This window comes from Mesorhizobium sp. M7D.F.Ca.US.004.01.2.1 (genome assembly GCF_003997785.1).
In the GTDB taxonomy this organism is placed as follows: domain Bacteria; phylum Pseudomonadota; class Alphaproteobacteria; order Rhizobiales; family Rhizobiaceae; genus Mesorhizobium; species Mesorhizobium loti.
The window spans coordinates 1-7,384 of sequence record NZ_RZRQ01000294.1; the positions used below are offsets into that span (position 1 = coordinate 1).

Sequence of the window (7,384 nt, forward strand, 5' to 3'; positions counted from 1 at the left end):
TCATCGGATCACGCATTGAGGGAGCATTTTCATGACTGAACGGCTTGCGGGAAAGACGGCCCTGGTTACGGGCGCCGCGCAGGGTATCGGCAAGGCGATCGCCGCGCGGCTTGCCGCCGACGGGGCAACCGTCATCGTCAGCGACATCAATGCCGAAGGCGCCAGGGCGGCGGCCGCGGCGATAGGCGGAAAGGCGAGGGCGATCGCCGCCGACATTTCCGATCCGGCATCGGTCAAGGCACTTTTCGCCGAAATCCAGGCCCTGACCGGGGGCATCGACATCCTGGTCAACAATGCCAGCATCGTGCCGTTCGTCGCCTGGGACGATGTCGATCTCGACCATTGGCGCAAGATCATCGACGTCAATCTGACCGGCACCTTCATCGTCAGCCGCGCCGGCACGGACCAGATGCGTGCGGCAGGCAAGGCCGGGCGGGTGATCAGCATCGCATCCAACACCTTCTTTGCCGGCACGCCGAACATGGCGGCCTATGTCGCGGCCAAGGGCGGCGTCATCGGCTTCACCAGGGCGCTCGCCACAGAACTCGGAAAGTACAACATCACCGCCAACGCGGTGACGCCTGGCCTGATCGAGAGCGACGGCGTCAAGGCGAGCCCGCATAACGAGGCGTTCGGCTTCGTCGAGATGCTTCAGGCGATGAAAGGCAAGGGGCAGCCGGAACATATCGCCGATGTGGTTTCGTTCCTGGCCTCCGACGATGCGCGCTGGATCACCGGCCAGACGCTCAATGTCGACGCCGGGATGGTGCGCCACTAACCAAAAGCGCATCCCAAAAACGCTACAACACTTCTGGGCGACCTGCATTTTGGGTCGCAACAGCGGATGAGCGCGGCCGCGTCCGCAAGGCCGTGCCGCAAATGGCCAATCAAAGGGAAATCATAGTGGACTTCGGATTCGACACGTCGATGTTCGACGGGCTGACGATTGCAATGCTGGTCGCCGGTCTGGCCATAACCGGCGTGGCGTCCGGCGTGCTGGCCGGCTTGCTGGGCGTCGGCGGCGGTATCGTCATCGTCCCGGTTTTGTTCTGGGTGCTCAGCCTGTTTCACTTTTCGCCTGCTGTGACCAGCCATCTGGCGGTCGCGACATCGCTTGCGGTTATCATTCCCACCTCGATCTCGTCGATGCGGTCACACAACAAGCGCGGCAATGTCGATCGGCCTCTGCTCAGTCTGTGGGGGCCGGCTATTTTCGTCAGCGCGCTGATCGGCGGCATCATGTCGAAATTCATCCCCGGCGCCGGCCTGCGGCTGGTCTTCGGCGTCGTCGGCCTGCTGGTGGCCGTCAACATGGCGTTGCCGAAGCACCTTGTGATCTCCGATCACCTGCCGCAAAGCGGTTGGATCAACCGTGCGATCGCCTCCGTCATCGGCTTTGTCTCTTCGCTCATGGGAATTGGCGGCGGCACGCTCTCGGTGCCGGCGCTTTCCAGCTTTTCCTTTCCGGTGCACCGGGCCGTCGGCACATCGTCGGCGCTTGGCCTGCTCATCGCGCTTCCGGCTGTGGCCGGCTTCATCTGGTCGGGTCTCGAGATTGCCGGCAGGCCTCCGCTCAGCCTGGGTTACGTCAGCCTGCCGGCCGTTGCCATCATAGCGCCCGTGAGCTTTCTGTTCGCACCCTTGGGTGCAAGGCTCGCCCACGCGCTCAACCCGCGCTATCTGAAACTTGCCTTTGCGTTTTTCCTGGCAATCACGGCCGGGCGAATGTTGCTTTCCTGAATTTCGTTGGCCTGAATCCCGTTGGGCGGCCTACGGCTATTTTTCCCGCATGGCCCGGCGGAAGTTCTGCGTGATCGGTTCGGCGAGGTAAGAAAGCACGGTGCGAGCACCCGTCCGGATCATCGCCTCGCTCGACATGCCGGGCAGCAGCTTGCGGCCCTCCAGCTTGGCGAGTTCGCTCTTGTCGATCAACACGGTCGCGGCGAAATACGGTGCCCCGCTGCGTTCGTCCACCATGCGGTCAGCCGATACGATCTCCACAACGCCGTCGAGCGGCGGCAGGTTGTAGCGGGCGAAGGCCGGGAAGCTGACGTGCGCCGGCTGTCCGGGGGCGATCGTCTCGACATCTTCTGGCTTGACCATAGCCTCGACCACGAGTTGTTGTCCGAGCGGCACGATTGTCATCAATGTCTCACCGGGTTTCACGACACCGCCCGCCGTGTGGACCTTCAGGTCCATGACGATACCGTCAACCGGTGCGACAACATCGGTACGGGTAAGCACGTCCTTGGCGGAACGCTCCTCCTGTCCGAGGTCAAACAACTCCGCCTCGACCTTGCTCAACTCGTCGACGGCTTCGTTCAGCCGCACTGTGCTCAGGTTCAAGATTTGCATGTCAATCTCGGCCATGGCGCTTCTGGCACGAGCGATTGCCGCGAGGTTGGTAGCGCGCTCCCCCTCGATCTCCTGCTGTTGTCGTCTGAGCAACAGGTTCCGCTCGCGGGTGGTCAGCCCCTTATCGAGCAGAGTCTGAAGGTCCTTGTTTTCACCCTCGATCGCCTCGATCTGCTTGTCCTTGGTGACGATAAGCTGCTCTAACCCCGTTATCTCTTCCTCGGTCTGGTGACGGCGCTGGCTGAGAATTTCCTGCTCGTCGGTCAAGTTGTGGTGCTTCGCCGCGAACACGTCACGCTGCGAGGCAACCGCGTCCTTTGCGGCATTGGCGGGGTTTGCGAGCAATGCCGGATCAAACTCGATCTCGGCCTTGCCGTCGCGCTCGGCCCTGAGACGCGCGGCAAGCGCCTCTCGCGTTGCTATCCGGTTCTGGATCAGGTCGAGCTGCGCCTTTGCCTGCGTGGTGTCGAGCCGGATGAGGACCGTTCCCGCCTTGACGATATCCCCGTCGGCGGCATTCAACTCCGCGATGATGCCGCCCTCGAGGTGCTGGATGAGCTTGCGGTCGCCAGCAACCTTGACGACGCCCGGTGCCACCGCGGCGCTGTCCAACGGTGCCAGCGCCGCCCAGCCCCCGGCCACCCCGAAGAACAGGAACATGATCGCGAACCCGGCGCACGTCACGCCCATGAGACGCAGGGGTATCGGTTCCAGCAGGGAGGGCGGCGGGACGGGTAACGGCACGACGTTCATATCTGTTCCCATTTCATGCCTGGTTCGCCACGATGGTCGTGCCCAATGCGCTTGGACGCGACGTACGTTTTGAAGAGGGACGTGGCCCGTTGCTGACGCCGAGCACGGCGGCGGGGATTTCCGGCGTCGAATCAGCCGGCATCTGAGTTACCTGGTGAGTTATCGGGCGGATGCGCGCGGCGAGTTCGTTGAAGACATAGTCACGTGAACCGAAGAGGTCTTGTTGGCCCCGATTGAGGACCAATATCTTGTCGACCTTCTCCATGATGTTCGCTCGGTGTGCGATCAGGATAATGGTCGCGCCCGCCGTCTTGACCGCGCCGAGGGCTGCGATCAATGCGTCCTCACCCTCGCGGTCGAGGTTGGAATTGGGCTCGTCCAGGATAATGAGCGGCGGGTCGCCGTAGAGTGCCCGCGCCAGCCCGATGCGTTGGCGCTGCCCACCCGACAGCACCGCGCCGGATTCGCCGATCTCGGTGGCGTAACCCTTCGGCAGTCCTTTGATCAGTTCGTGAACTCCCGCCAACTGCGCGGCCTTGACCACGTTGTTGAAGACCGCTGGGTTGATATTCGCGAAGCGGCAGATGTTTTCCGAGACCGTACCGGCGAAGAGCTCGATGTCCTGCGGTAAATAACCGACATAATGACCACGGTCCTCCGCCGCCCATTGGGCAACGTCCATCCCGTCCAGCAACGCACGCCCCCCGGATGGGCGCCAGGCACCGGCCAGTATCCGCGCCAGACTGGTCTTGCCGGCCCCGCTCGGGCCGATCAATGCCATTGCCTCACCCGGATTGAGCCGGAAGCTGACCCCCTTCAGGATATGCTCGCCGCCCTGTCGGGCAAGCACGAGATTGTCGGCCTCGAACCTGCCTTTCGGTCGTGGCAGCGGCATAACCGGCGTGGCCTCCCGGTGTTGTCCGGCGACTGCGGTGAGACGCCGGTAAGCGGCACGCGCTCCGACCGTCGCCTTCCATGTGCCGATCGCTTGCTCGACCGGCGACAACGCGCGCCCCATCAGAATCGAGGCGGAGATCATGATGCCGGGTGAAGCCTCGTTTCGAAGCACCAGATACGCACCAAGGCCCAGTATGGCCATTTGCAGGGCCAGCCGGTGACAACGCGCGATGGCCGCGATGACGCTGCCACGATTGGCGGCAAGAACTTGTCCTTTGTTGGCCTCGTCTTGCTGTGCCTTCCAGCCCTCCAGCAGTGGCTTCAACATGCCCATCGCCTGTACGACCTCGGCGTTGCGGATCGCCGCCTCGGCTTGCACATATGCCCGTGACTGTGCGCTTGCGGCCTCGTTCAACGGCTTGCGTGTGAGGTATTCGTTGAGCAACGCCAACGCAAACAGGACGATCCCGCCGCACAGCGCCAACCAGCCCAGCCAAGGATGCATGACGAATATGGCGGCGAAAAACAGCGGTGCCCAGGGCGCGTCAAGGATTGGGAAGATGCTCGGGCTGGTGAAGAAATTTCGTACTTGATCCAGGTCGCGCAGCGGACGGGCGTTGGCATGACCGGGCGCCGAGGCGGCATACTCTACCGATGCTGTCAGGAGAACCGGTGCCAACCGTGCGTTCATCCACGATCCGACGGTGGCCAGGAGACGCCCGCGGACCACCTCCAGCCCCGCCATTGTCACGAGCGCCCCTGCCGCCATCAGCGACAGCATCACCAACGTCTCCAGACTGTGGCTGGACAGCACGCGGTGGTAGACTTGGAGCATATAAAGCGCCCCGGTCAACATCAGCACGTTGATGCCGCCGCTGAACCAGATAAGCGGCCGGATGGCGCGTCTGGCCTCTTTCATCACCACCTGCAGGGCAGGGGGCTGTTGGCTGGTTTTCATCATCTGGATGACATCTCCGTGCGACAGATGCGGAACGGGGGCAGCATTGGCCGCCCCCGTTGGTCAAGCGTCAGGCGACGTCAACAAGTATGTGCTGCATCGCTGTCTGGTCCGCGTCCGCGTCCGCCACCTGGAAGGCGAAGTCGAGGTGGGCATCCGGCGTCTGGGTCGAGGTCGAGGTGAAGCCGATGTCCGTGATCTTCAGCACGTCGTTGTCGGTGGGGTCGAAGTTCACCAGGTTGGTGGTCGCATTGCTGCCGCCGCTAGCGCCGGTCGTCGGGTTCAGGTTGATCGCCGTGCCGTTGCCGGTGATGCCGTTGCCCGACTGCATGATCTGGACACCCTGCAACACGAAGTGCTCGCCGGCAGCGTTGTAGTCGTTCTGCTCGATGATGACGAGGCCGTCATTGTTGTCGAGCGTGAACTCGCCGCTGTACGGGGCCGGGACGTGACCCATCTTGAAGATGTCGGCGTTCTGCACGTACATGGCCCGCGTGATCGAGACATCGTCGGCTGTGGACGCCGTGCCCTTGTCGTCGATCAGGTTGAGGATCAGCATCAGGTCCTCGCTGTTGCCGATGCCGTCGAACTTGATGGCCATGGTGCCGGCGGTCGCTGTCGGGGTGATGGCCTCGTTCGCTATACCGACGTTGCTGTCGAAGAACCGCAATGTGAGCAGTTCGCCTTTCTGGATCGTGTCACCGGCGACACCGTTGGTGCTCTGCGTCGCGGACACCCAGGTTTCATTGGCGTTGCTCACCATCTCGTGACCACCGAGGGTGAAGGTGGCGTCGCCGGATGACCCCTCGCCATTGGCGGTCAAGCTGAACGGGTTGGCTTTGTTGATCAAGTTGCCCGTGAACTGCACGTAGAAGTTTTCGTTAGCCGGCGTATTCGGATCATCAGCCTGCAATTTTTCCAGCACGATCGGCGGGTGGCCCGTGTTGCCGAGGGGCTCCTTGGACAAGAGTTGACTGGTGTGGATAACGTCGAAGCTGAAGCCCTCGAGAGGGTCGGTCAGGTGGATGGTATAAGTATCGGCAATCTTGTCGAAGACGAGGGTGCCGCCCGCCGTGCCCGTCTGGACGCCAGCCGCCGGATCCTTGTCGTAGGTGAACGTGAAGTTGAACGTCGCGGAGGTAAGGCTCTCCGATGCCAGCGTCACCTCCGAGGTGAGGATGTTACCACCGCCGCCGCCGGTGATCGTGCCGGTGAGCCCGATCTGGACGCCGGCAAGCGCGCCGTTCTGGTCGACAAAGTCGGAACCGCCGCCCGCATAGAACGCGGCCGGATGAGCATCCGCGCCGATGTCGTAGCCGAAGGCTCCGGTGGCCGACGCGTTGAGCGTGTTGGCCAGAGTCTCGGGGGTCCCAGGAACGCCGGTCTGGTCACCGTCGAACGGCACCGTGATCGTCGGCGCATCATCCTTGAAGACAAGGCTTGTACCGATGTTGACACTGTCCGAGGCCTGGTCGCCGTCACCGTCGGTGATGATCGCCGTCAAGGTGACGAGATCGTCGGACGCCAGCGATGTTTGCTGATCCGGCCCGGTGTCGGGCGAGTGTATGATAGCCCGTGCCTGATCGAGTGTCACGGTTCCGTCCGCAGCCACGCTCACCGTGAACACGATATCGCCAGCGGCTGAACCGGCACGACCGACGACCTCGCCTCCTTCGACGAAAAGCAGGACGGACAGGCCGGTCAAGGTGTCGGTTAGGCCGCTAACGTTCGTGACCTGATTGATGCCGAGCGCATAGCTGATGGCGTCACCATCTGCGCCGGCATTCGGGGTGAAAACAGTCGCGAAATCCGCGCTGTTGGCACCCAAGTTGGACTCGTCAACGGTCAGCGTCGGCTCGGTGCCGGTGGTGGAGATGCTCGGGCCGTCGTCCTTGAAGTTGAGGTTCTGGCCGATGTCGAGGCTGGCCGACAGGTGGTCACCGTCCTTGTCGGTGACGGTCGCGGTGAGCGTGACCAGATTGTCGGCGGTCAGGCTGGTGCTGTCGTCGGGGTTGCTGGTGTTTGCATGGACCACCGCGCGGAGCTGATCGAGGGTAACGTCGCCGGTGGCGCTGACGGAGACCGTGAAGACGAGGTCGTTGGAGCCGGAGGTGTGGCCTTCAACGACGCCGCCATTGAGCGAGAGGATGACCGCCTGGCCGGTCGCCGTGTCGACCAGACCCGAAGGGCCTGCCACGACGCCCAGCGCATAGGTCAGCGTGCCGGCGCCGTCGGCGCCGAAGGCCGAAGTGAAGTTGCCTGCAAAGCTCTTCGTGTCGTTGGTCGTAAGAACCGACTCGTCAACGGTCAGCGTCGGCTCGGTGCCGGTGGTGGAGATGCTCGGGCCGTCGTCCTTGAAGTTGAGGTTCTGGCCGATGTCGAGGCTGGCCGACAGGTGGTCACCGTCCTTGTCGGTGACGG

General features: G+C 62.9%; 5 protein-coding genes. 2 read left to right on the forward strand and 3 right to left on the reverse strand.

The window, feature by feature from the left end; all coding sequences use genetic code 11:
* Window positions 1-31 precede the first annotated feature (31 nt).
* Both EN993_RS27940 and EN993_RS27945 read left to right on the forward strand, forming a co-directional pair.
* Window positions 32-778: an SDR family NAD(P)-dependent oxidoreductase gene (locus EN993_RS27940; RefSeq protein ID WP_127265377.1), complete on the forward strand. Its 747-nt coding sequence runs from the start codon at window positions 32-34 to the stop codon at window positions 776-778.
* 125 nt (window positions 779-903) lie between these two features.
* The gene (locus tag EN993_RS27945) at window positions 904-1,740 is read left to right on the forward strand and encodes a sulfite exporter TauE/SafE family protein (RefSeq protein WP_127265378.1); all 837 of its coding nucleotides are present in this window, start codon (window positions 904-906) and stop codon (window positions 1,738-1,740) included.
* Between the two features lie 36 nt (window positions 1,741-1,776).
* Here the strand turns inward: EN993_RS27945 and EN993_RS27950 are convergent, their stop codons facing one another.
* The 3 genes from EN993_RS27950 to EN993_RS27960 all read right to left on the reverse strand — a co-directional run.
* A complete protein-coding gene (locus EN993_RS27950) occupies window positions 1,777-3,108 on the reverse strand; it encodes an HlyD family type I secretion periplasmic adaptor subunit (protein WP_206532428.1) in 1,332 nt (443 codons plus the stop codon).
* 13 nt (window positions 3,109-3,121) lie between these two features.
* Window positions 3,122-4,963 (reverse strand): type I secretion system permease/ATPase, encoded by a 1,842-nt coding sequence (locus EN993_RS27955; protein WP_245468987.1) that lies wholly within the window; start codon window positions 4,961-4,963, stop codon window positions 3,122-3,124.
* 70 nt (window positions 4,964-5,033) lie between these two features.
* A partial coding sequence (locus EN993_RS27960) for a DUF5801 repeats-in-toxin domain-containing protein (protein ID WP_245468986.1) occupies window positions 5,034-7,384 on the reverse strand: 2,351 nt, incomplete at its 5' end.

Excerpts from the sequence above, each read along its gene's own strand:
- EN993_RS27940 (WP_127265377.1), top strand. The coding sequence starts at position 32 with ATGACTGAACGGCTTGCGGGAAAGACGGCCCTGGTTACGGGCGCCGCG.
- EN993_RS27950 (WP_206532428.1), bottom strand. The coding sequence starts at position 3,108 with ATGAACGTCGTGCCGTTACCCGTCCCGCCGCCCTCCCTGCTGGAACCG.
- EN993_RS27955 (WP_245468987.1), bottom strand. The coding sequence starts at position 4,963 with ATGAAAACCAGCCAACAGCCCCCTGCCCTGCAGGTGGTGATGAAAGAG.